The sequence below is a fragment of the Thalassospira sp. genome, from assembly GCF_048059015.1.
Taxonomy (GTDB): Bacteria; Pseudomonadota; Alphaproteobacteria; order Rhodospirillales; family Thalassospiraceae; genus Thalassospira.
This window is the reverse complement of sequence record NZ_JBLLNT010000003.1, coordinates 369,776-393,161: the sequence shown is the minus strand read 5'-3', so window position 1 is coordinate 393,161 and position 23,386 is coordinate 369,776. Positions and strand designations below refer to the sequence as shown.

The following is a 23,386-nucleotide window of genomic DNA, read 5'->3' as shown; positions in this document are numbered from 1 at the left end:
ATGGCTTATAGTGAAAAACTGATCGACCATTACGAAAACCCGCGCAATGTCGGTTCGATGGACAAGAATGATTCTGCTGTCGGTACCGGTCTTGTTGGTGCACCGGCCTGTGGCGACGTTATGAAGCTGCAGATCAAGGTAACCCCGGAAGGCATCATCGAGGACGCGAAGTTCAAGACCTTTGGTTGCGGTTCGGCGATTGCGTCGAGCTCGCTGATCACCGAATGGGTCAAGGGCAAGTCGCTTGACGAAGCCGGTTCGATCAAGAACTCGCAGATTGCTGAAGAACTCGCACTTCCGCCGGTTAAGGTTCACTGCTCGATCCTTGCTGAAGACGCGATCAAAGCAGCCATCAGCGACTACAAAACCAAAAACGGTGCGGCTGCTGACGCTGCTGAATAAGCAGCGTCACCATCGCTTCGTTTTCGGAAGTTCAGGAGAAGAAAATGGCTCTGCCGTCACCGATTTCTGTCACACCGGTTGCGCTTGATCACATCAAGGCACTGCTTGATAGCCGGGGCAAACCCTCGCACGGCATTCGGCTTGGTGTGCGCAGCAAAGGGTGTTCGGGCCTGTCTTACACGCTCGAATATGCTGACGATGCCAGTGGCTTCGAAGAAGTCGTCGAGCTGCAAGATGGCGTGAAAATCCTGATCGACCCCAAAGCCATCATGTTCGTGCTTGGCACCGAGATGGACTACGAGGTCAACAAGATGGAAGAAGGTTTCGTTTTCCGGAACCCCAACGAAAAAGGTCGTTGTGGTTGCGGTGAATCCTTCCACGTCTGATCAGGCCGGGCTTTCCCTGCTTTCTGTTTGGTAATGGCCCCGGTTTCATCGCCGGGGCCATCGCCTGAAAAGGCCGGTTGGTTGTGCGCAACCACGTTTTTAGACCGTCCTTTTGACTGATTTGTTTTTGTCTTAATCCTCGGAAGTGCATCGCGTGAGCAATACAGAACATCCAGCACACAAAGCTTGCTGGTCCTGCAAGGGACCGGTTGAAGTCAGCGCACTGTTTTGTGACACCTGCAACGCCATTCAGGCTCCGGGCCAGCTTGATCATTTCACCCGCTTTGGCCTGGAACGTTCCTTTGTCGTTGATATCGACGCAATGGAAGCAACCTATCTTAAACAGCAGCAACTGCTCCATCCTGACCGTTTCGCATCGAAATCCGGTCGTGAGCAGGCTCTGTCTTCCCAACAGGCTGCCAGCCTTAATGAGGCTTTCGAGGCACTGAAAAACCCGGTTGCACGCGCGCATTACATGCTGCGTCTGGCCGGCATTGAACCCGAGGGTGGCGAAGGCCATACCGTCAATGATCCGGAACTTCTGATGGAAGCGATGGAAATGCGCGAAGCGCTTCATGATGCCGAAGACAAGGGCACCATTGATGCGATGATCAAGGATACCCGCAAACAGGCCCGCGCCTGTGAAGCGGAACTTGGTACAGCACTGACCAATGACGCGTTTGACGTTGCCAAAAAACTCACCACCCGTCTGAGATACCTGATGAAAATGACCGAGGAAGCGCGCGCGAAGAAGTCGCGCCTTGCCGCTGCCTGATCATTTAAAATAACGGATAGAATTCATGGCTCTGCTTAAAATCCACGAACCGGGTGAAACGCCGCTTCCCCACGAAGATGAGCGCCAGATTGCTGTTGGTATTGATCTTGGTACCACCAACTCGGTTGTTGCGATTTCACGCGAAGAAAAACCCGAAGTGCTGCGCGACAAGTCCGGTGGCAATGCCATCGTGCCGTCCGTCGTTTATTACGGCGAAGACGCACCGGTGGTTGGCGAAGAAGCCCGTGATCACATCAATACCGATGCCAACCGTGTGGTGTCTTCGGTCAAGCGCCTGATGGGTCGTGGCCTTGAAGACGTCAAATCGGTTGCCGGAACGCTTCCATATCATGTCGAAGTCCCGGAAAAATCCGAAACCGAAAATGGCGAGCCGATGATGGTGCGCTTGAATGTCGGTGATCGGGTTCTGACCCCGGTTGAGGTATCGGCTGATATCCTGCGCGCGCTGCGTGCGCGTGCCGAAGAAAGCCTTGATAAGCCGGTCGAAAAGGCCGTGATCACGGTTCCGGCCTATTTCGATGATGGCGCGCGTACCGCGACCAAGGATGCGGCCAAGCTTGCCGGGATCGAAGTCCTGCGTCTGGTTAACGAGCCGACCGCGGCTGCCCTTGCCTACGGCCTTGATAACGGGGCAGAGGGGCTTTATGCCGTTTACGATCTTGGCGGCGGGACCTTTGATATCTCGTTGCTCAAGATGCAAAAGGGTGTCTTCCAGGTGAAGGCAACCGGCGGTGATGCGGCCCTTGGTGGGGATGATTTCGATCACGCGATTGCCGAACATCTTCTGGCAGAACGCAAAGACGGCGGTGCGACGGATGCGCTTGATGCATCGGACGCCAAACGCCTGCTTAAAACCGCACGTAAGGTCAAAGAAGGCCTGACTGATCAGGATGCGGTTGAGGTTTCTGTTGACCTGAACGGCACTGAAACCAAACACACCGTCACCCGTGACGCGTTTGAAGCGCTGATTGGCAAGCTGGTCGCGCGTACGACTGCAATCACCGAACAGGTTCTTGATGACGCGGACATTCTGGCCGAAGACGTCAAAGGCGTTGTTCTGGTCGGTGGTTCGACCCGTGTGCCTGCCGTGCGCAAGGCGGTCGCCGATCTGTTCGAACAAGAACCGCTTTCGGATATCGATCCGGACGAAGTTGTCGCCCTTGGTGCTGCCCTTCAGGCAGAGGCACTTACAGGTGGTTCTGATAACCTTCTTCTCGATGTGACGCCGCTGTCGCTTGGGCTTGAAACCATGGGCGGGATTGTTGAAAAGGTCATTGACCGCAATACGCCGATCCCGGTCGCCAAGGCCCAGGAATTCACCACCTATCAGGATGGCCAGTCGGCCATGATGATCCATGTGGTGCAGGGCGAACGTGAAATGGTTGATCAATGCCGCTCGCTCGCGCGCTTTGTTCTGACCGGTATTCCGTCGATGGCGGCTGGTGCTGCCCGCATTCGGGTACAGTTCAACGTTGATGCGGATGGTCTTTTGACCGTATCGGCACGCGAAGAAACCACCGGTACCGAACAGGAAGTCGCGGTCAAGCCGACCTATGGCATCAATGAGGTGGATATGGCCAACATGCTGCGCGACAGCATGGTTCATGCCCGCGAAGATATGGAATTGCGCGTCCTGACCGAAGCACGCGTTGAAGCACGCCGTAATATTCTGGCGGTGCGCGCCGCAATGGAAGCGGATCGGGATCTGCTGACTGCCGAGGACGATAAAAACATCAATGATGCGATTGCCAAGCTGGAAGCAGCAATGGCATGCGATGATCGTGATGCGATTAACGAAGCGGCCGAGGCGCTTGAAAATGCGTCCCGACCATTTGCCGAAGCACGTATGGATAGCCGGATCCGCCAGGCACTTGCCGGGCAAAATGTCGATGAAGTGAACTGATAAGTGAACTAATTGGCACTGGCATAATTGACAAACCGGCCACTTGCGGCGATTGTCCCGTGCAACCGCCAAAGGTCAGGTCGGACAAAGCGTCTTGTCAAAGGCAAGACGCAAACAGAGATCGAACGAAAAGTATTACCGAGGAGAAGGGCACAGATGCCTAAGATCGTTTTTGTTGAGACCGATGGCACCGAAAAGGAATTCGACGTTGCCGACGGCCTGTCCGTACTGGAAGCTGCCCATAAGAACGGCATTGACCTTGAAGGTGCATGCGAAGGTTCGCTGGCTTGCTCGACCTGCCACGTTGTTCTGGACGAAGACTGGTTCGATAAACTCGACGAGCCGTCCGAAGACGAAGAAGACATGCTTGATCTTGCTTTCGGCCTGACCGAGACCTCGCGTCTTGGCTGCCAGATCATCATGAGCGACGAGCTTGACGGCCTGCGCGTTATGCTGCCGGCTGCGACCCGCAACATGATGGTCGACAAGTAAGTTTGACCTTCTTTTGACCGGGTAGGCGTCGCCATATCCCGGCACCAAAGGAGAGACGAATATGCGTTGGACAGATATTCAGGACATCGCGATCGAGCTTGAGGAAGCACATCCTGACAAGGATAACCTCAACCTTCGCTTTACCGACCTGCATAAGTGGGTCTGCGAGCTTGAAGGGTTCGAAGACGATCCCGCGAAATCGAACGAGAAGATTCTCGAAGCCATCCAGATGGCCTGGATCGACGAACGCGATTGATCTTGGGAGTGTGATGTGCGCCATTCGGCCTGCACACAAACCACAGACATTCCGGACCAGCCTGCGTGATGTGGGCTGGTCCGTTTTTGTTTAACGACCACAAAAAAAGACAGGGAAGGGCACCCCATGAGCCAGACCGCCAGTTTCACCGACATCATCCCGGCCGATAGCCTGTTTGGCAAACTGCGCGCACGCGCAAGCGATGCCTGGGAAAGCTATGTCTGCCACGATTTTGTAAAGCAGCTTGGCAATGGCACCCTGCCAGAAGCAGCCTTTAAGCATTACCTGATCCAGGATTACCTGTTCCTGATCCAGTTTTCGCGCGCCTATGCGCTGGCGGTCTATAAGGCCGAAGACTTGACGGCAATGCGCCAGTTTTCCGGCACGGTTCATGCGATCCTTGATATGGAAATGAACCTGCATCTGGAATTCTGCAAGGGGTGGGGGCTGAGCGAGGCCGATATCATCGCCGAACCCGAAGCCCGGGCGTGCATTACCTATACCCGTTATGTACTTGATCGCGGTCTTCAGGGCGATGTGGTTGATCTTCAAGCTGCCCTGATGCCCTGTATGGTTGGCTATGCCGAAATCGCAAACCGCCTGATGGCAAGTTCTGATACAAAGCTCGACGGCAATCCATATCGGGCATGGATTGAGATGTACGCGTCCGATGAGTTCCAGGACGTGGCAAGGGCCGAGATTGACCTTCTTGAGCACACCGTCGCCAAGCGTGGCGGCGAAGCACGCATCGAAGGTCTGGTGGACACCTTTGCCAAGGCAAGCCGCCTTGAAGCCGATTTCTGGCAGATGGGACTTGATCTGGCAAAATAGGTCAACATCGCCTATATAAGCCCGAATAAACCGTCACGGGTGGCGTACGCGCCGCCCGTTGGTCGTTTGAGATCGAACTTTGTATGAACTTCTTGTCGCTGCGGCCTTGACCCGCAGATGGGTGGGAAAAATGAACTCTCTTGGCTTTGATAAGGCCCCCGAAGATACCCGTGTGGTTGTTGCCATGTCGGGTGGGGTGGATAGCTCTGCGGTTGCAGCCCTTCTGAAATCAGAAGGCTATGACGTGGTGGGCATCACGCTTCAGCTTTATGATATGGGTGCGAACGCACCGACCCGTGCGAAATCCTGCTGTGCCGGGCGCGATATTTATGATGCGCGCAAAGTGGCCGAGGATATCGACATTCCCTATTACGTTCTTGATTACGAATCACGCTTCCGCGAAGAAGTGATCGATGACTTTGCCGACAGCTATATGCGCGGCGAAACCCCGATCCCGTGTGTGAAATGCAATCAGACCGTCAAATTTCGCGATCTGCTTGAAACGTCCTATGATCTGGGTGCCGATTGCATGGCGACCGGCCATTATGTGCAGCGTAAACTCGGTGCCAGTGGCCGTGCCGAACTGCACCGTGCAGCCGATCCGAACCGCGATCAAAGCTATTTCCTGTTTACCACGACACAGGAACAGCTCGATTTCCTGCGTTTCCCGCTTGGCCATTTGATGAGCAAGGCCGAAACCCGTGCACTTGCCGCGAAGTTCGGTCTGGAAGTTGCCGATAAGCCCGACAGCCAGGACATCTGCTTTGTCCCGGATGGCAAATATGCCCGTCTGGTCGAAAAGCTCCGTCCTGAGGCCGGTGAACCGGGCCAGATCGTTGATATCGATGGCAACGTCATGGGCGATCACCGTGGCCTGATCCATTACACGGTCGGTCAGCGCCGTGGCCTGAATATCGGTGGCACGGCAGAACCGCTTTATGTGGTTAAACTCGTGCCTGAAAAACGTCAGGTCGTGGTCGGCCCCAAAGCCGCCCTTGCCAAGAAAATGGTCTATGTCAAAGAGCTCAACTGGCTTGATGGCGATCAGGTCGATGAAAAGGGTGTCGAGGTCGAAGTAAAACTGCGCTCGGCGATGCAGCCGACCACAGCAACCGTCTTCCCCGAAGCAAGCGGCGAAGCCCGTATCGAGCTCCATGATGCCCAGTTTGGCATCGCACCGGGCCAGGCCGGCGTTTTCTATCAGGGCGAGCGAGTCTTGGGTGGTGGCTGGATAACACGTGAAGAGCTTCTGAGCAATCCGGCAACGGCAGCGTGAAGCCAGCTGGCAAACGATTATGGTGGGCGAGGGCGTATGTTCCTCGCCTGCTGGTTTTGTCGGAATCTTTTTTGACAAAATGGTCAAAAAGGCGCTTGACGGGGACGGCTCCCTGACTTAAAAACCGCCTCGTTCCGAACGACACGGAACACCACAAGATTACTTGTGGCGGAGTAGCTCAGCTGGTTAGAGCAGCGGAATCATAATCCGCGTGTCGGGGGTTCAAGTCCCTCCTCCGCTACCATTTAAATAAACCCTGCATCATGGGATGCAGGGCTTATTTCATTTCTACGCCCAAGGCTGGTTTCTACAATTCCCCTACCGTTGAGCTGTATATCAGCGTTGCGCTGCCCCAGACTGGTTTTGAAGCGCCCGCCAAATCTCACCCAATACCCGACCCATCGTCTGATCACGCCGTCGGATGGCAAAGACTTCGGTATGGCGGGGGCGGAAGCCTTCGACATTGAGGGCTACGAGTTCACCGCTTTTGAGTTCATCCGCAATCATGTGTTCGGGAAGGCCACCCCAGCCGTGGCCATTCATGATGACGGATTTTTTGGTGGCGAAATCTGATACGGTCCAGCGGCGTCCACCGGCAAGCACATCGCGTGATTGATCGAAATCCGGGCCGCCAGTGCCAGAAACAATCACCTGAACATAGCTTTGCATTTCCATGCGCGACCGCATGCCGCTGCGCTGTGCCACGGCAAAGCTTTTATGCGCGACCGGGCGGATGACGACCGAGCCGACGGGGGTGGTTTCGACATGATCGATATCGACACCTTCGAGCCCCGCGATGATCAGATCGGCATTCCCCTTCATCAGGCGGGCCAGCGGGCCACCCATCATTTCGCTCGAAACAGCGATATGGGTGTTGGGGAACTTATCGCCGATTTCGCCAAGGACTTTCAGGATCGGCTCAAGCGACATGGTCGCGGTCAGCGCAATCCGAACCAGCGGTTCCTGCGTGCTGCGCAGTTCTTTGGCTGTGGCCTGAAGTTGGTGGAACTGATCCAGCACGCGGGTTGCTTCGCGCAGGAAAACTTCGCCTTCGGATGACAGGCGCGGGCGATAGTCTTCGCGTGAGAAGATGGCAAAGCCCAGCTCATCCTCCAGCTTGCGGATTTGATGGCTGATGGCTGATTGCGCCTTGTTCAGGCGGTCTGCCGCCCCGCGAAAAGTGCCGGTGCTGACAACCGCGTCAACCGCGATGAGTTGTTCCAGATTTATCGGATCCTCAAGATGATCTATTTTATAGATCGTTATCATGAAAACTCGATATTATCAATTGCTCGTCTGGTTTGGCAAAAAGGGGCCATACACCAAACCAAAGGAGCTACCAATGAAGCTTTATTATCTTCCGGGCGCATGTTCGCTTGCCAGCCACATCATGTTGCACGAAGTCGGTGCAGAATTTGACATCGAAAGTGTCGATACCAAGGAGGGCCGTACGGAGACCGGCCGTGCCTATCGCGAAATCAGCCCGAATGGCTATGTTCCAGCCCTTGAGATCAAAGCGGGTGAGCATCTGACCGAGGGTGTCGCGGTTCTTCAGCATATCGCCGATACCCATCCTGATCGTGCCTTCTCGCCAAGCTTGGGCTCGGTCGCACGTGCGCGTTTGCAGCAGTTTCTGAACTTCGCTGCGGCAGAGCTTCATAAATCCTGGGGGCCGCTCTTTACCGACGGCGCAAGCGCGGCAGAGCAGGCTGCAGCAAAGACCAAGGTCGCATCAAAGTTCGATCATCTTGAAAGCGTGCTGTCAGATGGTCGTGACTACCTTGTCGAAAACCGCTTTTCGGTGGCGGATGCCTACACCTTCGTTCTGGTGAACTGGGCGAACTTCAAGGAAATCGATCTATCAAACTGGCCGAACCTTGCCAAGTTTGTTGCACGTATTCAGGCGCGCCCGGCGACCCTGGCTGCCATGAAGGCCGAGGGGCTGGTGTGATGAAATCCGCCAACGAGGTTGCCATTGATGGCCTGATGGAGCGCTATTTCGAAGGCCTTTATCATTCTGATAGCGACGTTCTGCGCACGGTTTTTCATCCCGAACTTGCCTATGTCAACGCGACCGAGGGCAATCACGAGTTCATGGATCTGGAAGCCTATATGACGCGGATCGATAACCGCGAACCGCCGGCGGTACGCGGCGAGAAACGCAGCGAAAGCGTTGATCGGGTGACGTTAACCGGCCGTCAGATGGGCTTGGTCGAGGCCCGCATGACCATGATGGGCCGGAATTATCAGGACCTGCTGACACTGATCCACACCGATGACGGCTGGAAAGTGATCACGAAGGTGTTCGCCTATCACGAAACGAAGGAGGGCTAAGCCATGCCATACGTCAATATCAAGGTTACCCGCGAAGGCGGACCGGATGGAACCGGCCCAACGCCCGAAGAAAAAGCTCAGCTGATCAAGGGCGTGACCGATCTGCTTCAGGATGTTCTGAACAAATCACCTGCCACGACCTTTGTCGTGATTGATGAAGTATCCCTCGATGATTGGGGGATTTCGGGGCAATCGGTCCGCAAGATCAGGGCAGCTCAGAACTAGGTGCTGAAATTCAAACAAGCCCTGCATTCCTTAGTGTAGGGCTTGTTTCGTTTTGACGATTTGCAAATGAGAGATTACCTATTTGGTGACGCTGGCGCGGCCAAGGACTTCATTGTTAATGCAGGATGCGTAAATCCAGTCAGAGTCCGTTACCCCCAGTTTTCTACAAAGCGCTTGGGAGGAGGGGTTGTCATGGCGAACGCCTGTCATGAAACCTCTGGCGGCTTCCTTTTCCCACATATGAATGATTGCATTGGCGCCAAGGATCAAGCCGATCTTTTGGCCACGTCTGTCTTCGCGCGTGGCAAGCATCCCCCAAAACACATCGTTTGGCCAGGGCCCTGACGGATGATGCATCACAAACGAGGATGCGCTTGCAACCGGCACGCCGGCAGCATCAATCGCCACAAGGTTGATGCCACGCCTGGCTTGACCCCGCATGATGGCACCCGGTACGGGCATGACATCACAGGATTGGCAAAGTGCCGCAACATCGGCAACCAGTGCAGTCGGAGATGATTGGTCGAGTGCAACAATCGACAGATCATCTGGTAGCGTGTGTTTCTCAAGGATTTGACGGCTGGCCTCATAGGCGGCGTCACCACCCCAATAATGTTCATGGCGGTCGCACGAAAAACCGCGTTCTTTTAGCTCTGCGAATAAGTCATCGGCCTTATATTTCGGGTAATAATAGGCAACAGATGCGCCGAGCAAAGATGCGATTGATCCAAGGATTTCAGCAGTATCGGTCTCTATATCGGACAGGGCGATTGTCCGGCCGTAATAGGCAAATCTTGGATTGTCCTTTAACAATGACCAAAGCGACGCACTCCTTTTCATCAGGGTAATGCTGCTTTCTGTTCCGAAAAACTCTTGATGAATATCCAACTTTGACCCTTTGCGAATTTGACGGACGTCAAATCATTATCTGACGGCAATCAGTAGGTTAAAGGACGTGCGGAATGGTGCTGTGCTTAATTAAATGGTGATTGTCGCGCCAAGATGAAGTGCATCAGATCACTCCGCTGCCCGAAGATGCCAAACGTTTGGGATCAGGAGTTTGTTCGACGCGGCCTGCTTTTGCCCGATAGGCCGGGTGATGATTTCCCGTAAGGATAATTTCTGCTCAAAGGTTGGCTTTTCATTATACGGACGTATGTATATATTCAGCGCTACGAATTTACTTGAAAAGACCACGCCCATCGATGCCTTACGCCGTTCATTTCTTGATTGTTTTTGCCATCCTTGCCGTTGGCGCGGTGGCCTATATGATCCGATTGCGAAGGCAAGCGCGGGCACGGCTTAATCTACTTGATGGGCTGATTTCGGGCACTTCTGACGGCGTTTTGACAGTTGATGCCCGTGGCGTGGTGATTGGCGTTAACGTGGCCGCTGCGCGCATGTTTGGCCAAACCGATGGCGCGCAAGCAGATATTGCTCTTTCCGATCTTCTGCCTGAAATGCCTGCGGGCGATGTGCTGGCGGATGCCACGTTTCGTATGGACGCGGTTCGCGCAAACGGTGTGGCTTTCCCGGTTGAAGTATCATGTGTCGGTCCGGGTGAGCAGGGTGGTAATACGCGCATTCTACTGGTGCATGATCTTTCGCGTGTACGCGCAGGGGTAACTGACGACGAACATCGGTTCAAACAAAGCCAGTATTTCGCGCGTATCGGGACCTGGGATTGGCGGGTTGATACGGACGAGCTTTATTGGTCGGACGCGATCTATGGCATGTTCGGATACAAACCGGGCGAGGTCACGCCAAGCTATTCCCTGTTCTGCGATGCCGTGCATCCCGATGACCGTGAACGCGTCCGCCAAGGCGAACTTCGTTGTATCGAAACCGGGGAAAACCATGACGAAGAATACCGGGTCGTCTGGCCGGATGGGCATATTCGCTGGCTGCGTGAAACCGGTAACGTGATCAAGGATGGCACGGGCGAAACCGTCAAAATGATGGGGGTCGTGCGTGACATCACCGAAGAACGCGAAGCATCGGATCAAATCCGTGATCTTGCCTTTAATGATCCGCTGACCCGTTTGCCCAACCGGATCATTTTTGAGGATCGTCTGTCAAAGGCGATTGAGCGGGCCAAGCGCCATAAAAAGCGTGTCGCGGTTGTCTTCATTGATCTTGATGGTTTCAAACAAATCAACGACCAGCGTGGTCACGCGGCGGGCGACCGTATTTTGATCGCCACCGGTCAACGATTAATGAGCGCCGTTCGCGCATCGGATACCGTGGCACGCATCGGCGGGGATGAATTTACCGTCGTGCTGGAAGATCTGGAAACCGATGCCGAGGTCCACGGACTGGCCGACAAGATACTTGGTGCAGTCTCGGCCCCGATGGCCTCGGACGACAAGACGTATCAGGTTGGCGCCAGCCTTGGTATTTCGATCTATCCCGAACATGCCCGTACACTTGATACCTTGATCCATCTGGCGGATCAGGCGATGTATGCCGCCAAGGCGGAGGGAACCAACCTTTATCGCATTGGCGCAGGAGGGGCAGAGTAATGACATCCGCAATGATGATCCGCGCCGCCGAACAGGCCGATCATGATGCCTGGGCCAAGCTTTTTACGGACTATATGGCGTTCTATGATTGCACGCCGTCCGAGGCGGTGTTGCAAACCACATGGCGCTGGATCCTTGATCCCGAAGGGCCAATGGAATGCCTTCTGGCTGTGAAGGATGCACAGGTTGTCGGCTTTGCCCAATATCGTGCGGTGCCGGAAACATTGACCGGTGCGTGGTTCGGGCAGCTTGATGACCTGTTTGTCGCCCCAGCCGCACGTCGCCAAGGTGTTGCCGAAGCACTGATGGCCGAGCTTGATGAAATCGCCCGGGAACGCGGGTGGTTCAAGCTTGCCTGGATCACCGCAAAGGACAACGCAGAAGCGCGAAAGCTTTATGATCGGATCGGCAAGGCTTCGAACTGGGTGGTTTATGAGCAGCCAATTGGCGGCTAAAACGCACTGGGCAGAGCCGATTTTCACGGCTCCGCCCTGTGTAAGATCATTCGCACAGATGCCTTAGTTCAGCTTCAACAGAAGCTCGTCCAGGCGATCAAGGGTGGATGCCAGGCCTTCTTCCATACCCATATCAATCACGGTCTGAAGGTCCTCGGGTGAGTTATAGGTCACCACGGTTTCGATCAGCGTATGCTTGCCCTGATCGGTGAAACTCATGCTGATGTGCGAGCGCGGCAAGTCCGGATTTGCAACGCCCGTTTCATCGGTGAAGCTGTCATGCCCGGTATAGCCATCAATCGGCGTGATCGTTTCGTAATCCGTGCGGCTCCAGTAATGGGTGTCGTTCGGATCGATCATGGCAAAGTGCCAATGCCCACCTTCGCGGAAATCAAAGGATTTGGTTTTCGTGGTCAATGGCTTTGGGGCGTACCATTGATCAAGCAGCTCGCTTTTGGTGTAGCAATCCCAAACCAACTGCCGTTTTGCGGCGAACTCGCGACGCACGGTCAAAGTGCTTTTTTGCATATCGGCGATAAAGTTAAAGCGTAGATCAGGTTTCATCGTTTCCTTCCTGCATTGATGCCAGCAGTGTGTCGAGATTATCGAAACGGCTTGCCCACAGGGCGCGCTGTTGATCAAACCATTTCTCTGCTGCGGCCAGTTTTTCAGGATTGAACGAACAGGTGCGCACACGGCCCTGTTTCTCCGAGGCGATCAATCCCGCGTCTTCCAACACACCCAAATGCTTCATGAAAGAAGGCAGGGCCATGTCATGGGGCTCTGCCAGCTCTTTCACCGGTGCTGGTCCTTTCACCAAGCGCTGGACGACCGCCCGACGGGTCGGATCAGCCAGCGCGTGAAAGATGGTGTCGAGTGATGTGTCATACTTATCCATGCGGCTAACTATAGTTGTGTTTAATAGTTAGGTCAATGGCTAAGTTTTAAATTCTGTTTTCATCACGCTTTTTTGGAAATCAACCGACCATCAATCACGGCAAGCCCGACACCAATTACGCCCATGCCCGCGATATGTTGGGGCAGGAGGGTTTCACCAAGAAACCCGACACCAAGCAGGATAGCACTGACCGGGATCAGAAAGGTGACAAGCAAAAGGTTCGATGCCCCGGCACGTTTGAGGATCGCGAAATAAAGGATATAGGCCAGTGCGGTGCTAAGTGCGGCGATGCCAAGCACGGCCAGGATGGTTTGCGGGGCTGGCATCGGTAGTGCCCATGGGGTGTCGATGGCAGCAGCAAGCGGGATCAGCATGATGCTTGATGCCGTTGTCATGCCTGCTGCCGTCAGGATCGGGTTCATGCCACCAAATCGTTTGCCATACACCCCCGTGCAGCCATAGCAAAACGTCGCCAGCAAAACGGCAAAGGGTGCGAATACGCTCAAGGGCGAGATGATGGCTTCCGGATCACTTGGCGCGGTGGCGTCGCCCGGTAGGCCAATAATAATCACCACCCCGGCAAAGCCGATCAGAACGCCCAGCGCCTTGCGCAGATTGAGCTTTTCATTGTCGGTCGCAATATGGGCGATGACGATGGTGAAAAGCGGGGTGGTGGCGTTCAGGATCGCGGCCAGACCGCTGGCAATATGGGTTTGGCCCCAAACGATCAGCGAGAAGGGCACAAGATTGTTAAACGCCCCCATAATCGCAATCGCGCCCCAGAATTTCGGATCGCGCGGGATCGGGATATGACGCAACAAAACCACCCACCACAAGATCACGGATGCGATGGAGACCCGCAACAGCACAAGGGTAAAGGGTGGCAAATCAACAAGGGCGATTTCGGTAAAGAAGAACGATCCACCCCACAGGACTGAGAGGATCAAAAGCATGATCCAGCTTGTGCCATCCATCTTAAGGTCGGGTTTTGTTGTTGGCATTTTGGGGCTTTCAATCGGTCGGGTGCCAATCATATCCGGGTCACAGCCATACTCAAGCCGGATGGCATAGGCGTATTTGCTGTTCTCGAAACTGTCATCGGGGGCGTGGGTGTGGGGCGTGATTTCTGTGGGTAACATGGTCATTCCAATCGCTGGTGGCAGTTGGGAGGCGCTGGTTTGGTGGTGGCGCGGGGTGAGCGAACAATACGGATGTTAAGGGTCACATGCTCGCCAGATTCGGACATGGATGTGCATGACCCGATCAAGATTGATCGCGGCGACGCAATGATCGCTGGGCGGGCATGCGGGGTGGAGCAGGCAACAAAAAACGGGGTGCTTTTGGCACCCCGTTTGCGGATCGCTTAAATGATTGCGATGCTATTGCTGCGCAAGGGGCTTGGCTTTTGTTCCAATGAATTTCGGTAGCTTGGCGAATATCGTGATGTTGCCAAGAAGCACCATGGCAAGGCCGGTCGCACCAATCGGCGTCCAGACATAACCTTCAAGGAAGGTCGATACCGTAAGGGCGACAACCGGGAACAGAACGGTGACATAGGCCGCGCGACCTGCACCAACCCGATTGACCAGCGCAAGATAGGCGATGAACGCCACGACCGATCCCGGAATGGCCAGATAAAGCAGGCCACCGATATAAAGCGGATCGGTTGGCATGACCGGGGTCTGACCACGGAAGCTTGCAAAGATGAACAGCAATACGGTGCCATAAATCATGCCGCGCGCGACCGCATCGCGGTTGGGAATGCCCATGGCATGAAGCTTGACCGAGACCATGTTGCCGCAGCTAAACACCGCCGTTCCACACATGGCGAGCAACATGCCCGTGATCGCATGCGGGTTATGGGCAAGTGCAGAGATCTGATTGGCAAACAGGCAGGCAATCCCGCCAAGACCAAAGGCCGCACCAAAGACAAAACGCATCCCCGGACGGTTGCCGTAAAACGCCCAGTTGCCCAGCGCGTTAAAGATGGTCGAGGTGGTGAAAATCACGGCAACAATGCCCGATGCGATATAGGCAGTCGCCGAATACATCAGGATAAAGTTGATGCCAAAAAGCCCGCAGCCCAAAAGCACGATCCACGGATGGGCGCGCCACGGCACCGGACGCCATTTACGCGTCAAAAGCAAAAAGCCGCAAAGCACGGCAGCCGCGAGCGCAAAGCGATAGAAGATCGAAATTTCAACCGGGATCGGCCCGATCTGAAGCTTGATCGCGTACCAGGTAAATCCCCAGCAGGCTGTGACGATTATGAATAAAAGGGCAGTCATCTTATTGGGGCTTTCAAAACACCCCGCAAAAGGTTGGTGGCGCGGGGAGGTGGTTGTGCAACGGATATGTGGGGCATATCCGATATCCCCGATTAAGCCACAAGTTTTATCTGGCGGCTTTCACGTTCTTGCGGTGAGTTTTACATTCTTGCCATCAGGTTTGATTGATCAATAGGGCGTTGGGGGGCGTCCCGATGCTCATGCAAAAACACGCATGCCGCGTTCCGAGATTTTCCTGAAGCCAGCCACAACATGTTCGGCCAGTGCTGTTTCGACCGGGCCATGGCCGTCACGGATGGCAAGGGTCATTCGGTATTCACCAAGTTCCGGCAATCCATGACGCGGACCAAGATGGACAAGATCATCGGAAATCACGCTGATCGGAAGGGGCGCAATCGCAAGATCGGCGCGAACAGCGGCAATCTGCGCCTGACAAAATTCACTGGTATAGGCAACACGATATTCCAGGCCTGCTTCATCAAGTGATTTGAGCGCCATGGTCCGCCAATAGCATCCGGGTTCGGCCATGGAAACCGGAAGCGGGCGTTTATCAAGTGCCGTGCCGTGGCGCGCAGCCAACCAGACAAGCGGTTCGGAATGAATGGGGGGCTGGCGATCAAGTTCGGGATCGAAGCTAAAAATCGCGATGTCGATGTCGCCTGTGGCAATGCGGTCACGCAAATTGCGCGTCGGACCAAGATGCACATCGACATCCACATGCGGATGGCTTTGCGCAAAACGTTTCAGGATTTCCGGGATCGCAACAATGCCAGTATCGTTGGGCACACCCAACCGCACCGTGCCGGAAAATTCCGGGGCATGGAAATGCGACATGGCTTCGTCATTGAGCTTCAAAAGCCGTCTGGCATAGCCCAGCAAAACCTCACCATCTTCGGTCATTGTGACCTTGCGCGTTTCGCGTTTAAACAGCTCGCGCCCCACCATGCCTTCAAGCTTTTTGACCTGCAGGCTGATGGCTGATGCGCTTCGATGAACCCGTTCGGCCGCACGCGAAAAATTCCCGGTCTCGCAGATCGCGACAAAGGTGCGCGCCAGATCAAGATCCAGATTGTAAATCATCGGAGCAGTGGAATTCATCGCCAGCCTCTTTGGTTGTGACTGTCATGGTCCCGCACGGTGGGATGGACGCTGTCAAACTATGTGTGAGAATTTCTAATAGATAAGGTTAAATCTTCTCGTTTGTCTAATCAATGAGAAAGGCTCATCATTGGCGCATCAACTTTTGGAGATGCTCATCATGAAGACCGTAATATCGCATGGATATGACACGATTGCGCTTGGGCCTCACGGTGCGGAGCGTGTTTCAGACAAACCTTCAACCTCGCCCATTGGCCTGTTTGGTCATCTGCGCAAGGCGCTTGATGCCTGGCGGGCAGAGTGGGAAAAGCAAAAATCGATCAAGGAAATCCTGGCCCTTGATCCGGCAACCCTTCGCGACATCACCACCATGACCCCGGCCGAATTGTATGAAAGCCAGCAAAAACGTGCCGGACAATTCCCGCATGCGGGTGATGTGCTGTCTGGCCCGTTGATGCACTGGCCAACCCCGTCTGATCGTCATTAGGCTTTAAGCCCAAGTTGGTGATCAGCTACCCCCGATCCTGCCCTGTTTTCACATTCTTGCGCAAAACAGGGCAGGGTTGCTTTGATCGGGCTTTGCAAGTTTGGATCGCGGTGCGATGATTGGTCCCCAAGATACAGGAACCATCGATGTCCGAGCCTATTGTCGCCTCATCGTCCCAGTCGGGTTTTCAACCCAACGGGCGCTATCAGAAATTTGAAGTCTTCAATCAGTTGATTGGGGATGCAAATCTGCTGCGCGCGGGCGATTTTGGTGACAGCATTTCGGTCGCCCATTGGCGGCGCAAGGCCGATGTCCTGACCCGCTATACCGATCCCGATCACCATACCATCAGTCTCTATGTCACTGGTGGTACGGGCATTCAGCGCAAAATTGGAACCGATCCGCTGACCGGCGGTGGTCCGGGCCGGTGTTGTTTGATGCCCGCCCACATGACATCAGATTGGGTCGTGCAGGGTGAGGTGGAGTTGTTCCATCTTTATATCCCGCATTCGGCTTGGGAACGTGCGGTGGTCGAGGCCTTTGATATCGAACCCAACGCGGTCGAAGTTCCCGAAAAGACCTTCTTCCTCGATCCCTTGATCGAACAAACCGTGCGTCAGGCAATCCTGCCCCTTGATTGGGATGTGCCAGCCGATCGTATGGCCATGTCCAATGCCGGGCAGCTTTTGATGGGGCATATGCTGCGCAGCTATTCAACGCGGCGCGATCTTGAATTCAAAGTGCGCGGTGGCTTGTCACCACGGGTCAAACGGCGCGTTTTTGATTTCGTCGAAGCCAATCTTGATCAGCCATTGACGATCGAGGAACTGGCAAGCGTTGCCGATCTTTCGGCCTATCACTTTGCCCGGATGTTCCGCCAATCGGTTGGCGAGGCACCGCATAAATATGTCCTGCGCCGTCGGGTGGAAGCAGCAAAAAACATGCTGACAGATCCCAAGTTGTCGGTGGCCGAAATTGCCCATGCCACCGGTTTTTCCAGTCAGGCGCATATGACAACCCGGTTTAATGCCATCACCGGATTGACTCCGGCCAAGTATCGCAGCGTGGCGCGGTAAGCGCGCAAGAAGCTGCAATCTTCCGATCGATTTTCATCTGCTTTGAACACGCAAATGGCGCGACCATGTAAAATTCATGGTCGTGTTGTCATCGCGTGATCAATTTTGACCAGTTTGACGGCCCGGATGGCGGCATCGTCGATCATGCTGATTAGCGCGAAAATTCCCAAATTTTACCAATGAGTTAGCTCACTGATCTTGCCTTGGTTGATTACAAGTGCGCGGTCGATGATCGGGTCGATATTTATTAAGTATTTGAATAATAACGATTTTTACAAGTTGAAAATCTTGTTGACAAGATCGTTAATCGATCACTAAGATTTCAAATAAACTAAAATATCAATTAATGGCAAATGCCAATTTAACGGGAGGACTACCAAATGAGACTTACGCTCAAATCACTCCGATTCTGTGCTGTGCTTGCGGGCACGGTTTCCGCGGTTGCAATGCCGGCAATGGCGGAAACAACGCTTCGCATCGGGACGGTATTGGCACCGAACGATCCGATGGGGCAGGGACTTGAAAAATTCAAAGCGGATGTGGAAAAGGCCACCAATGGTGATGTGATCATCGAGGTGTTCCACAACTCACAGCTTGGCGACACGACCGAAATGATCGATCAGGCCCGCGCCGGGGCCGGTGTTGGTACCGTGACGGATGTCGCCCGCTTGTCGAGCTTCGTGCCGTCACTTGCCATCATGTCAGCACCATTCCTGTTTGATACATACGAACAGGCTGACAAATTCGCCCTGTCTGACGATTACATCGCATGGGGCGATGAACTGCGTGAGAAATCCGGTCTCGTGATGATTGCATCAAACTGGTATCAGGGCGCACGTCATGCACTGACCCAGAAACCTGTGGCAAATCCGGGCGATCTTTCCGGTGTTCGTATGCGCACCATCGGCGCACCGGTCTGGATTGAAACCATCCGCGCGATGGGGGCAGAGCCAACCCCGATTGCCTGGGGCGAAGTTTATTCGGCCCTTCAGCTTGGCACGATTGACGCTGCCGAAGCACAGCCGACCGCAATCTGGAATGCCAAGCTTTATGAAGTGATCAAGAACGTGACCAAAACCGGTCATATTCAACTGGTTACTGCCCTTGTCGTCGGGGCCAAGGCATGGGACGAAATTTCACCGGAAAACCAGCAGATCGTGCGTGATCTGGCGGTTGAAAATGGTCGCTATGCTTCGGGCCTGACCATTGAGCTTGGCGAGAAGGCACTTAAAGACGTTGCCGCAAGCGGTGTTGAAGTCAGCGACGTTGATCTTGCCCCGTTCAAGGAAGCCGTCGCACCGGTTTACCAGATGCTTGATCTCGAAGCAGAGGCAAAGATCGTTAACAAGGTCCTTGGGCGTTAAGCACTCTTGCGAAACCTTCTGCCTTACGAATGTGCGTTGCCTTCTGTGCAGGGCAACGCACTTCAAACTTCAAGATGGAATAGAATACATGCTCAAGCGTATTGAGTTTGCCTGTGCCGGGGGATTGCTTGTCGCTGTCGTGATCCTTGTGGCCATTGCATCGGTGGCGCGTGCCATGGGATCGCCGATCATCTGGTCGGTGGAAATGGCGCAGCTTATTTTTGCCTGGCTTTGCATGCTGGCAGCCGACATCGCCATGCAGGAAGACCGTCATTTCGGCCTTCAGGTCTTGCAAGAAATCCTGTCACCGCGCGCCAGTGCGCTGGTTGAAATCTTTAATATTGTTGTGGTCATCGGCTTCCTTGCGTTTCTGTTGAATTACGCTTGGACCAACATGATCCTGATGCATCCCCGTCTGGTGGGTGCGGCACAAATCAATGCCTCCTACATCCATGCGTCGATGGTTGTTGGTCTTTTGCTTATGATGCGAACCATGGTGTCTCAGCTTGTTCGACGTATTCGGAACAGGGGGACCAACTGATGTTGATTGTGATTGCCAGCCTGTTTGGCGTTTTTCTGATTATTGGTATGCCGGTTGCCTTTGCGCTGGCACTTGCCTCTATCCCCGTCTTTGTCGTCAGTGGTGCGATGCCCCCAACTGTTGTGATCCAGAAAATGGTCACAGCCACGCAAAGCTTCCCGCTTTTGGCCGTACCGTTCTTTATTCTGGCCGGCAATTTGATGAACGTGACCGGCATTACCTACCGGCTTGTTAAATTCGCCCGTCTTCTGACCGGTTGGATGGCCGGTGGCCTGGCACAGGTTTCCATTGTGCTGAGCTTTATGATGGGGGGCATTTCCGGGTCGGCGGTTGCGGATGCCTCGATGGAGGCGCGTCTGCTTGGTCCCAGCATGATCAAGCAGGGCTATTCCAAGGCGTCAACGGCTGCTGTTCTGGCATTTGGTTCGGTGATTACCGCGACCATTCCGCCCAGCATCGGTTTGATCCTGTTCGGGTTTGTAAACGAAGTTTCCATCGGCCGGCTATTCCTGGCGGGTGTTGTGCCGGGCATTTGCCTGACCGTCGTTCTGATGGTGACATCGTGGTTTGTCGCACGCAAAAACGGCTATAAACCCGACCTTCCTGAATTCCCGGCTGGCAAGGAATTGCTTTCAAGTTTTTCTGAAAGCATCTGGGCGCTGGCATTTCCGGTGATCCTGATCGTCGGTTTCCGGTTTGGCCTGTTTACCGCGACCGAGGCGGGCGCATTCCTTGTGTTTTATGCACTTGGCGTAGGCCTGTTCGTTTATCGCGAACTTGATTTTGCCAAGTTCAAAGAAGCGGTGACTGGATCGATTTCTGATTTGGGCATGGTGATGCTTTTGATCATCATGGCTGCTGTTCTGGGCTATGCCATGACGATCGAACGTGCCCCGCAGCAGATCACGGAATTTGTGACCACACTGACCGAAAATCCGACCATGATCCTGATTTTGGTCGTCGCGGTTCTTGTCGTAAGCGGCATGTTCCTCGAAGGCGCTGCCAATATTTTGCTGGTGACGCCCATTGTCATGCCGGTTCTTGTCAATGCCGGATACGATCCGGTTCATATGGGCATTCTGATCGTCACATTGATCAATTTCGGCGGGCTGACGCCGCCTGTTGGCGTGATCATGTTTACCGTGTGCGGGATATTGGATGTCAAAACCGGTGCCTATAGCCGGGCATCCATTCCGTTCTTCATTGCGATGTTGATCTTCTTTGTGTTGATGGCGGCGGTGCCAAGTTTGACGTTGTTGTTGCCCAACACATTAATGTAATGAGTGATCACAAGGATTTAGGCATTCGTAGAATTGCCAGGGAGATAGATGAATATGAACACATCTACGAGCGGACTGATCGCGATGCATGAAGCGGGTATCAAAGCCAATGCCCATGTCCCGGCGTCAGCACTGGTGTATGAAGAAATCAGAAGCCGGATTATCGCGCTGGCACTTTTGCCGGAAACCACCCTTGTTCGTGCGGAACTGGCTGAAAGCTTCAAGGTCAGTCAGTCCCCTGTTCGCGAAGCGATCATGCGTCTTGAGCAGGACGGGCTTGTTGTCTCTTACCCGCAATCTCGCACGGTGGTGACGAAGATCGATGTCGACCGGATCCGCGAGGAACATTTCCTGCGTGTTGCGGCGGAATGCGAGGTTGTCCGTCAGTTGTCCGAGCTTAAAAAGTCTTCGGCGGTGACCAAGGCCAAGGGCATTCTTAAGATGCAAGAGGCGCTGGTGGGCGATATTGAACAGATTGATCTGTACAAGCAGCTTGATGACAGTTTCCATGCCGCCCTGTTTAACGGTGTGAACCAGTCAAACCTGCATCTGCAGATTTCTGCACGCAGTGGTCATCTTGGCCGGGTGCGGACCCTTGATCTGCCACGGGCTGGTAAAATGGTTTCCGTGCTTGAAGGCCACAAGGCCATCATTGACGCCATTCAGTCGGGTGATGGCATTGCTGCAAGTGCAGAAATGCGAAAGCACCTTTCGGGAAGCATGGAGCGTCTTCCGCAAATCATCGAAGAAAACAAGGCACTGTTTGCTCTATAGCCTTTATTTCGATGGTCGCTAATTGATGAGAAGGGCGCGCACCAAGCCGGTTGCGCGCCCTTTTTTACATCAGGCGCTTTTTGCGATGCTCCAAAGACCGGTTTTGGCAACGCTTTGGGCATAGTTCTGCAAGCTGTTTGGCTTGCGGCCAAGGATGCGTTCAACGTCATTGGTCGGCGTACTGTTACGGCCATCAAGGACTTCGGTGAACAAATAGCGGATCAGCGAACGGAAATCGTCCGGAACGCCATCTGCTTTCATGCCTTCATCCATTTGATCAAGGGTGATCGGGATGAAGTCGATCTTGCGGTTGGAAGCATCGCCCAAGACTTTCGTAACATCGGCAAAGGTCATGGCTTGTGGTCCGGAAAGCTCATAGGTCTGGCCGATATGCTGATCATCAAGCAGGCAGGCAATCGCACAATCAGCAATGTCATCGGTATCGATGAATGGCTCGGGGATATCGCCTGCGGGCAGGGCAAGGGTGCCTTGCTGGATATAGGGCAGGAAAAGGTCTTCGCTAAAATTCTGGAAGAACCAGTTGGCGCGAAGGACGGTTGCTTCAACGCCTGACTGATGCAGGGCATCCTCGGCGCGATGGGCGGCATCTTCGCCACGGCCGGACAGCATCACCATGCGCTTTGCACCCTTGGTAAGGGCCAGCTTGGCAAAGGCCGCAATGGTTTCATCAGATCCCGGCACCGCCAGATCGGGCTGGAACGTGACATAGACCGCATCGATATCGGTCAATGCGGCGTCCCAGGTTTCGGGTTTGGTCCAGTCAAAGGCGATGTCGGTACAACGCGAAACAGCGCGCACATCATGGCCCATTTTGATCAGTTTTTCGGCAACGCGACGGCCGGTTTTGGCGGTTGCGCCAAGAACAAGAAAGCGGGGTTTGGTCTGCATTTTGATGGCTCCTGATTTGAGTTTTCAAAATGTGATAAATCCTCACATTTGCCAAATGTGATAAATCCTCGTATTTTGTTCGTCAAGAGAGTCGTGCGATCAAAATCCTGCAAGCCGTCGTGAAACGAGACGGAACTTGCAGGTGAAAACGGGATGTAAGTAATTGCCAGATAATGCAAAAAAGATGCGCAAAGCGCCAACGCAAAAAAGAAGCCGCGAGCGGGTCGAGAACATCCTCAAAGTCGCGTGTGAGCTGATTTCTACCCATGGCAGCGACGCGATGAAGATGGGCGAACTGGCAGAAAAGGCGGGAGTCTCGATCGGATCGCTTTATCAATACTTCCCTGATAAGGCATCGATCATTCATGCGCTTGCTGATCGTTATAACGATGAATCCCAGCATTGCATCGAAGAGGCATTGGCCGAAACGCAAACCGCCAAGGAGCTGATCGCAGCCTTTGATCAGTTGATCAATACCTATTACGAGCTGTTTCTGGCCGAGCCGGTCATTTGCGACATCTGGACCGGAACCCAGGCTGATAAAACGCTTCGGGATATGGAAATGGAAGTCAGCCGTGCCAATGCCGATCAGCTGACACGCGCAATCCTGCGCATTCGCAAAAATGATGGCGATGCGTCAGTGTTTTCAGCTCGCTGCTTGCTGATCATGTATAGCGGGGAGGCCACCATGCGCCTTGCCATTTCAGTCCCGCCAAGCGAAGGACGCGAGATCGTGGCGAGCTATAAACGCATGGTCCGCCGGGAAATCGAAGAGATGGTGCAGGTCTAACGC

At 54.1% G+C, this 23,386-nt stretch carries 28 protein-coding genes and 1 tRNA gene; 21 read left to right on the top strand and 8 right to left on the bottom strand.

What is annotated here, in order from left to right; all coding sequences use genetic code 11:
- The 9 genes from iscU (at position 1) to ACMZ66_RS05790 (ending at position 6,586) form a co-directional block, all read left to right on the top strand.
- Positions 1-402 carry a Fe-S cluster assembly scaffold IscU gene (gene iscU, locus ACMZ66_RS05830; RefSeq protein WP_416935334.1) on the top strand — a complete coding sequence of 134 codons (402 nt, stop codon included), beginning with the start codon at positions 1-3 and terminating at the stop codon, positions 400-402.
- A gap of 44 nt (positions 403-446) precedes the next feature.
- A complete protein-coding gene (locus ACMZ66_RS05825) occupies positions 447-788 on the top strand; it encodes a HesB/IscA family protein (RefSeq protein ID WP_416935332.1) in 342 nt (113 codons plus the stop codon).
- Between the two features lie 154 nt (positions 789-942).
- On the top strand, positions 943-1,563 hold the full coding sequence (gene hscB / locus ACMZ66_RS05820) for a Fe-S protein assembly co-chaperone HscB (protein WP_416935330.1): 621 nt from the start codon (positions 943-945) through the stop codon (positions 1,561-1,563).
- A 25-nt stretch (positions 1,564-1,588) separates the two neighbouring features.
- The gene (gene hscA / locus ACMZ66_RS05815) at positions 1,589-3,487 is read left to right on the top strand and encodes a Fe-S protein assembly chaperone HscA (protein ID WP_416935328.1); all 1,899 of its coding nucleotides are present in this window, start codon (positions 1,589-1,591) and stop codon (positions 3,485-3,487) included.
- A 156-nt stretch (positions 3,488-3,643) separates the two neighbouring features.
- Complete coding sequence (locus tag ACMZ66_RS05810) at positions 3,644-3,979, top strand: ferredoxin family 2Fe-2S iron-sulfur cluster binding protein (protein ID WP_416935326.1); 336 nt, start codon at positions 3,644-3,646, stop codon at positions 3,977-3,979.
- 61 nt (positions 3,980-4,040) lie between these two features.
- Entirely contained in the window at positions 4,041-4,235 is a 195-nt protein-coding gene (iscX, locus tag ACMZ66_RS05805; RefSeq protein ID WP_416935324.1) for a Fe-S cluster assembly protein IscX, read from the top strand.
- Positions 4,236-4,361: 126 nt separating this feature from the next.
- Positions 4,362-5,066: a thiaminase II gene (gene tenA / locus ACMZ66_RS05800; RefSeq protein WP_416935322.1), complete on the top strand. Its 705-nt coding sequence runs from the start codon at positions 4,362-4,364 to the stop codon at positions 5,064-5,066.
- Between the two features lie 130 nt (positions 5,067-5,196).
- On the top strand, positions 5,197-6,342 hold the full coding sequence (mnmA, locus tag ACMZ66_RS05795; protein ID WP_416935320.1) for a tRNA 2-thiouridine(34) synthase MnmA: 1,146 nt from the start codon (positions 5,197-5,199) through the stop codon (positions 6,340-6,342).
- 167 nt (positions 6,343-6,509) lie between these two features.
- Positions 6,510-6,586, top strand: a tRNA-Met gene (locus ACMZ66_RS05790).
- Between the two features lie 92 nt (positions 6,587-6,678).
- On the opposite strand, the gene ACMZ66_RS05785 is transcribed toward ACMZ66_RS05790, so the two are convergent.
- On the bottom strand, positions 6,679-7,611 hold the full coding sequence (locus ACMZ66_RS05785; RefSeq protein WP_416935318.1) for a LysR family transcriptional regulator: 933 nt from the start codon (positions 7,609-7,611) through the stop codon (positions 6,679-6,681).
- Between the two features lie 73 nt (positions 7,612-7,684).
- Here ACMZ66_RS05785 and gstA point away from each other — a divergent pair, with 73 nt between their 5' ends.
- Genes gstA through ACMZ66_RS05770 form a run of 3 tightly spaced genes read left to right on the top strand, consistent with a single transcriptional unit; the run spans position 7,685 to position 8,901 of the window.
- Positions 7,685-8,293: a glutathione transferase GstA gene (gene gstA, locus ACMZ66_RS05780; protein WP_416935316.1), complete on the top strand. Its 609-nt coding sequence runs from the start codon at positions 7,685-7,687 to the stop codon at positions 8,291-8,293.
- Positions 8,293-8,676, top strand: coding sequence for a nuclear transport factor 2 family protein (locus ACMZ66_RS05775; RefSeq protein ID WP_416935314.1), 384 nt, complete (start codon positions 8,293-8,295; stop codon positions 8,674-8,676). Before gstA ends, ACMZ66_RS05775 begins: the two co-directional genes overlap by 1 nt.
- Before the next feature lie 3 nt (positions 8,677-8,679).
- Entirely contained in the window at positions 8,680-8,901 is a 222-nt protein-coding gene (locus ACMZ66_RS05770) for a tautomerase family protein (protein ID WP_416935312.1), read from the top strand.
- Between the two features lie 78 nt (positions 8,902-8,979).
- Here ACMZ66_RS05770 and ACMZ66_RS05765 read toward each other — a convergent pair whose 3' ends face one another.
- The gene (locus ACMZ66_RS05765) at positions 8,980-9,741 is read right to left on the bottom strand and encodes a GNAT family N-acetyltransferase (RefSeq protein WP_416935310.1); all 762 of its coding nucleotides are present in this window, start codon (positions 9,739-9,741) and stop codon (positions 8,980-8,982) included.
- A gap of 365 nt (positions 9,742-10,106) precedes the next feature.
- Between ACMZ66_RS05765 and ACMZ66_RS05760 the strand changes: the two genes are divergently transcribed.
- The gene (locus ACMZ66_RS05760; protein WP_416935308.1) at positions 10,107-11,423 is read left to right on the top strand and encodes a diguanylate cyclase domain-containing protein; all 1,317 of its coding nucleotides are present in this window, start codon (positions 10,107-10,109) and stop codon (positions 11,421-11,423) included.
- Positions 11,423-11,878 carry a GNAT family N-acetyltransferase gene (locus ACMZ66_RS05755; protein ID WP_416935306.1) on the top strand — a complete coding sequence of 152 codons (456 nt, stop codon included), beginning with the start codon at positions 11,423-11,425 and terminating at the stop codon, positions 11,876-11,878. Before ACMZ66_RS05760 ends, ACMZ66_RS05755 begins: the two co-directional genes overlap by 1 nt.
- A 63-nt stretch (positions 11,879-11,941) precedes the next feature.
- Here ACMZ66_RS05755 and ACMZ66_RS05750 read toward each other — a convergent pair whose 3' ends face one another.
- From ACMZ66_RS05750 to ACMZ66_RS05730, 5 genes are all read right to left on the bottom strand, one after another.
- Positions 11,942-12,442, bottom strand: coding sequence for an SRPBCC family protein (locus tag ACMZ66_RS05750; RefSeq protein WP_416935304.1), 501 nt, complete (start codon positions 12,440-12,442; stop codon positions 11,942-11,944).
- Positions 12,432-12,776, bottom strand: coding sequence for an ArsR/SmtB family transcription factor (locus ACMZ66_RS05745; RefSeq protein WP_416935302.1), 345 nt, complete (start codon positions 12,774-12,776; stop codon positions 12,432-12,434). The genes ACMZ66_RS05750 and ACMZ66_RS05745 overlap by 11 nt, the downstream gene beginning before the upstream one ends.
- 62 nt (positions 12,777-12,838) lie before the next feature.
- Positions 12,839-13,915: a DMT family transporter gene (locus ACMZ66_RS05740; protein ID WP_416935300.1), complete on the bottom strand. Its 1,077-nt coding sequence runs from the start codon at positions 13,913-13,915 to the stop codon at positions 12,839-12,841.
- A gap of 240 nt (positions 13,916-14,155) precedes the next feature.
- Positions 14,156-15,064 (bottom strand): DMT family transporter, encoded by a 909-nt coding sequence (locus tag ACMZ66_RS05735; protein ID WP_416935298.1) that lies wholly within the window; start codon positions 15,062-15,064, stop codon positions 14,156-14,158.
- Between the two features lie 198 nt (positions 15,065-15,262).
- Entirely contained in the window at positions 15,263-16,162 is a 900-nt protein-coding gene (locus tag ACMZ66_RS05730) for a LysR substrate-binding domain-containing protein (RefSeq protein WP_416935296.1), read from the bottom strand.
- Between the two features lie 160 nt (positions 16,163-16,322).
- Here ACMZ66_RS05730 and ACMZ66_RS05725 point away from each other — a divergent pair, with 160 nt between their 5' ends.
- From ACMZ66_RS05725 to ACMZ66_RS05700, 6 genes are all read left to right on the top strand, one after another.
- Positions 16,323-16,649, top strand: a complete 327-nt coding sequence (locus ACMZ66_RS05725; RefSeq protein ID WP_416935294.1) for a hypothetical protein — start codon at positions 16,323-16,325, stop codon at positions 16,647-16,649.
- Positions 16,650-16,795: 146 nt separating this feature from the next.
- Complete coding sequence (locus ACMZ66_RS05720; protein WP_416935292.1) at positions 16,796-17,725, top strand: helix-turn-helix domain-containing protein; 930 nt, start codon at positions 16,796-16,798, stop codon at positions 17,723-17,725.
- 380 nt (positions 17,726-18,105) lie between these two features.
- On the top strand, positions 18,106-19,089 hold the full coding sequence (locus ACMZ66_RS05715) for a C4-dicarboxylate TRAP transporter substrate-binding protein (RefSeq protein WP_416935290.1): 984 nt from the start codon (positions 18,106-18,108) through the stop codon (positions 19,087-19,089).
- Between the two features lie 88 nt (positions 19,090-19,177).
- Positions 19,178-19,630, top strand: coding sequence for a TRAP transporter small permease (locus ACMZ66_RS05710; RefSeq protein ID WP_416935288.1), 453 nt, complete (start codon positions 19,178-19,180; stop codon positions 19,628-19,630).
- Positions 19,630-20,910: a TRAP transporter large permease gene (locus ACMZ66_RS05705; RefSeq protein ID WP_416935286.1), complete on the top strand. Its 1,281-nt coding sequence runs from the start codon at positions 19,630-19,632 to the stop codon at positions 20,908-20,910. The genes ACMZ66_RS05710 and ACMZ66_RS05705 overlap by 1 nt, the downstream gene beginning before the upstream one ends.
- A gap of 54 nt (positions 20,911-20,964) precedes the next feature.
- Complete coding sequence (locus ACMZ66_RS05700) at positions 20,965-21,684, top strand: GntR family transcriptional regulator (protein ID WP_416935284.1); 720 nt, start codon at positions 20,965-20,967, stop codon at positions 21,682-21,684.
- A 69-nt stretch (positions 21,685-21,753) separates the two neighbouring features.
- On the opposite strand, the gene ACMZ66_RS05695 is transcribed toward ACMZ66_RS05700, so the two are convergent.
- A complete protein-coding gene (locus ACMZ66_RS05695; protein WP_416935282.1) occupies positions 21,754-22,593 on the bottom strand; it encodes an SDR family oxidoreductase in 840 nt (279 codons plus the stop codon).
- Between the two features lie 163 nt (positions 22,594-22,756).
- Between ACMZ66_RS05695 and ACMZ66_RS05690 the strand changes: the two genes are divergently transcribed.
- Entirely contained in the window at positions 22,757-23,383 is a 627-nt protein-coding gene (locus tag ACMZ66_RS05690; protein WP_416935280.1) for a TetR family transcriptional regulator, read from the top strand.
- Positions 23,384-23,386: the final 3 nt, after the last annotated feature.

Bases quoted from the DNA above. Each gene is read 5' to 3' on its own strand.
- gstA (WP_416935316.1), top strand. From the start codon at position 7,685: ATGAAGCTTTATTATCTTCCGGGCGCATGTTCGCTTGCCAGCCACATC.
- iscX (WP_416935324.1), top strand. From the start codon at position 4,041: ATGCGTTGGACAGATATTCAGGACATCGCGATCGAGCTTGAGGAAGCA.
- tenA (WP_416935322.1), top strand. From the start codon at position 4,362: ATGAGCCAGACCGCCAGTTTCACCGACATCATCCCGGCCGATAGCCTG.
- ACMZ66_RS05730 (WP_416935296.1), bottom strand. From the start codon at position 16,162: ATGAATTCCACTGCTCCGATGATTTACAATCTGGATCTTGATCTGGCG.
- hscA (WP_416935328.1), top strand. From the start codon at position 1,589: ATGGCTCTGCTTAAAATCCACGAACCGGGTGAAACGCCGCTTCCCCAC.
- ACMZ66_RS05740 (WP_416935300.1), bottom strand. From the start codon at position 13,915: ATGTTACCCACAGAAATCACGCCCCACACCCACGCCCCCGATGACAGT.
- ACMZ66_RS05750 (WP_416935304.1), bottom strand. From the start codon at position 12,442: ATGAAACCTGATCTACGCTTTAACTTTATCGCCGATATGCAAAAAAGC.
- ACMZ66_RS05760 (WP_416935308.1), top strand. From the start codon at position 10,107: ATGCCTTACGCCGTTCATTTCTTGATTGTTTTTGCCATCCTTGCCGTT.
- ACMZ66_RS05810 (WP_416935326.1), top strand. From the start codon at position 3,644: ATGCCTAAGATCGTTTTTGTTGAGACCGATGGCACCGAAAAGGAATTC.
- ACMZ66_RS05695 (WP_416935282.1), bottom strand. From the start codon at position 22,593: ATGCAGACCAAACCCCGCTTTCTTGTTCTTGGCGCAACCGCCAAAACC.
- ACMZ66_RS05725 (WP_416935294.1), top strand. From the start codon at position 16,323: ATGAAGACCGTAATATCGCATGGATATGACACGATTGCGCTTGGGCCT.
- ACMZ66_RS05825 (WP_416935332.1), top strand. From the start codon at position 447: ATGGCTCTGCCGTCACCGATTTCTGTCACACCGGTTGCGCTTGATCAC.
- ACMZ66_RS05705 (WP_416935286.1), top strand. From the start codon at position 19,630: ATGTTGATTGTGATTGCCAGCCTGTTTGGCGTTTTTCTGATTATTGGT.
- iscU (WP_416935334.1), top strand. From the start codon at position 1: ATGGCTTATAGTGAAAAACTGATCGACCATTACGAAAACCCGCGCAAT.
- mnmA (WP_416935320.1), top strand. From the start codon at position 5,197: ATGAACTCTCTTGGCTTTGATAAGGCCCCCGAAGATACCCGTGTGGTT.
- ACMZ66_RS05735 (WP_416935298.1), bottom strand. From the start codon at position 15,064: ATGACTGCCCTTTTATTCATAATCGTCACAGCCTGCTGGGGATTTACC.
- ACMZ66_RS05700 (WP_416935284.1), top strand. From the start codon at position 20,965: ATGAACACATCTACGAGCGGACTGATCGCGATGCATGAAGCGGGTATC.
- ACMZ66_RS05755 (WP_416935306.1), top strand. From the start codon at position 11,423: ATGACATCCGCAATGATGATCCGCGCCGCCGAACAGGCCGATCATGAT.
- ACMZ66_RS05710 (WP_416935288.1), top strand. From the start codon at position 19,178: ATGCTCAAGCGTATTGAGTTTGCCTGTGCCGGGGGATTGCTTGTCGCT.
- ACMZ66_RS05720 (WP_416935292.1), top strand. From the start codon at position 16,796: ATGTCCGAGCCTATTGTCGCCTCATCGTCCCAGTCGGGTTTTCAACCC.
- ACMZ66_RS05770 (WP_416935312.1), top strand. From the start codon at position 8,680: ATGCCATACGTCAATATCAAGGTTACCCGCGAAGGCGGACCGGATGGA.
- ACMZ66_RS05775 (WP_416935314.1), top strand. From the start codon at position 8,293: ATGAAATCCGCCAACGAGGTTGCCATTGATGGCCTGATGGAGCGCTAT.
- ACMZ66_RS05715 (WP_416935290.1), top strand. From the start codon at position 18,106: ATGAGACTTACGCTCAAATCACTCCGATTCTGTGCTGTGCTTGCGGGC.
- ACMZ66_RS05765 (WP_416935310.1), bottom strand. From the start codon at position 9,741: ATGAAAAGGAGTGCGTCGCTTTGGTCATTGTTAAAGGACAATCCAAGA.
- ACMZ66_RS05745 (WP_416935302.1), bottom strand. From the start codon at position 12,776: ATGGATAAGTATGACACATCACTCGACACCATCTTTCACGCGCTGGCT.
- ACMZ66_RS05785 (WP_416935318.1), bottom strand. From the start codon at position 7,611: ATGATAACGATCTATAAAATAGATCATCTTGAGGATCCGATAAATCTG.